This is a genomic window from Cellulomonas fimi (genome assembly GCF_028527925.1).
Classification (GTDB): Bacteria; Actinomycetota; Actinomycetes; order Actinomycetales; family Cellulomonadaceae; genus Cellulomonas; species Cellulomonas fimi_C.
This window is the reverse complement of the sequence record NZ_JAPESW010000104.1, coordinates 1-1,784: the sequence shown is the minus strand read 5'-3', so window position 1 is coordinate 1,784 and position 1,784 is coordinate 1. Positions and strand designations below refer to the sequence as shown.

At 74.7% G+C, this 1,784-nt stretch carries 2 protein-coding genes; one reads left to right on the top strand and one right to left on the bottom strand.

Annotation, left to right across the window (positions count from 1 at the left end; all coding sequences use genetic code 11):
• Positions 1-78: 78 nt before the first annotated feature.
• Positions 79-879, top strand: a complete 801-nt coding sequence (locus OMK64_RS19910; RefSeq protein WP_272730090.1) for an SDR family NAD(P)-dependent oxidoreductase — start codon at positions 79-81, stop codon at positions 877-879.
• 177 nt (positions 880-1,056) lie between these two features.
• Here OMK64_RS19910 and OMK64_RS19905 read toward each other — a convergent pair.
• Positions 1,057-1,784, bottom strand: a 728-nt coding sequence (locus OMK64_RS19905; protein WP_272730089.1) for a (Fe-S)-binding protein, incomplete at its 5' end; no start/stop codon positions are given.

Below are 1,784 nucleotides of genomic sequence, written 5' to 3'. Positions count from 1 at the left end.
GGGGGGCGCGGGGCGCGCCTAGCGTCGAAGGTCTGCGTGAGGAACCGGCGTGGACCCGCGATGCGCGAGGAGACCGCCGTGACCGACCGACCGATCGACCAGCCCCGCCCGCTCGCCGTCGTCACCGGCGCGTCGAGCGGCATCGGGCTCGAGCTCGCCCAGTGCTTCGCCGACGGCGGGTTCGACCTGCTCCTCACCGCCCTGGAGGCCGACGTCTCCCTGGTGGCGGACCGGCTCGGCGGCGAGGTCGCGACGCGCGCCGTCCAGGCGGACCTGTCGACCGTCGAGGGCGTCGAGACGCTGCTCGCCGAGGTGCGCGCGCTCGGCAGGCCCGTCGACGCGCTCGCGCTCAACGCGGGCACCGCGCAGGGCGGCCGGTTCGTCGAGACGCCGCTCGACGGCGAGCTCGAGACCATAAGACTCAACGTCGAGTCGACCGTGCGCCTGTCGAAGGCCCTCCTTCCCGCGATGGTCGAGCGCGGAGTCGGGAAGGTTCTGGTCACGTCGTCGACCGCCGCGACCCAGCCAGGGCCGTACTACGCGACGTACGCGGCGTCGAAGTCGTTCCTCACGTCGTTCGCCGAGGCGTTGCGGTTCGAGCTCAAGGACACCGGCGTGACGATCACGGTGCTGGCCCCCGGGCCGACCGACACGAACTTCTTCGAGCAGGCGGGCATGGAGGACACGGTCGTCGCCGACAGCCCCAAGGACGACCCGGCCGACGTCGCGCGGCAGGGCTACGAGGCGCTCATGAAGGGCAAGGACAAGGTCGAGGTGCACTCCCTCAAGGCCCGCATGCAGACGGCCGCCGCCGCCGTCCTGCCCGACAAGGCGAAGGCCGCGATGCACGCCGCGTACACGAAGCCCAAGGACGACTGACGCCGCACCGCGCGCCGACCCGCGACCGGCTCGCGCGCTCGCACCCGCCACGAGGTGCGACAACGCCCCGGGACTGCGACATCCATGTGGCACTCCCGGGGCGTCGTGTCGCCCTCGACGGCCGGGCGGGTGGGTGGCGCGGCACGGTCTCGCTCGTGGCAGCCGGAGCGGGCCGCGTCAGGGGGTGGGGGCGCGGAGGGAGTCGCGGAGGAGGACGGCGATGTCGGCGACCTCGGGGACGCCGACCGACGCGCGGGCGGGAGCACCGCCGGCAGGGCCCCGGCCGGGGCCGGCGGGCGACGTCGGACCTGCGGGAGCGCCCGTGCCGACCGGTTCGCCACCCGGAGCCGGGACCGAGCCGGCGTCGGTCGTTCCTCCGGCGCCGTCGGCGGCCTCGGCCGGCGCGGTCGACGCGGCGACGGCCGCGACGCCGTCGGAGAGCATGACCGTGCAGTAGGGGCAGGCCGTCGCGACGACGTCGGCGCCCGTGCTCATGGCCTCGGCCGCGCGCGTCGCGTTGATCCGGGTGCCGATCGACTCCTCCATCCACATGCGCGCCCCGCCGGCGCCGCAGCAGAAGGACGTCTCGCGGCTGCGCGGCATCTCGGCGAGCTCGGCGCCGGGGATCGCCGCGAGCAGCTCGCGCGGGGGCGTGTAGACCTGGTTGTGTCGGCCCAGGTAGCAGGGGTCGTGGTAGGTGATCCGCTGGCCGGCCGCACCGGCCCCGGGACCCGCGTCGGCGCCCGGCTCGACCGGCACCAGCCGCCCCTCGGCGACGAGCGTGTTGAGCAGCTCGGTGTGGTGCAGGACCGTGAACCGCCCGCCGAGCTGCGGGTACTCGCGGCTGATCGTGTTGAAGCAGTGCGCGCAGGTCACGACGATCCGCTGCGCGCCGACCTCGTTCA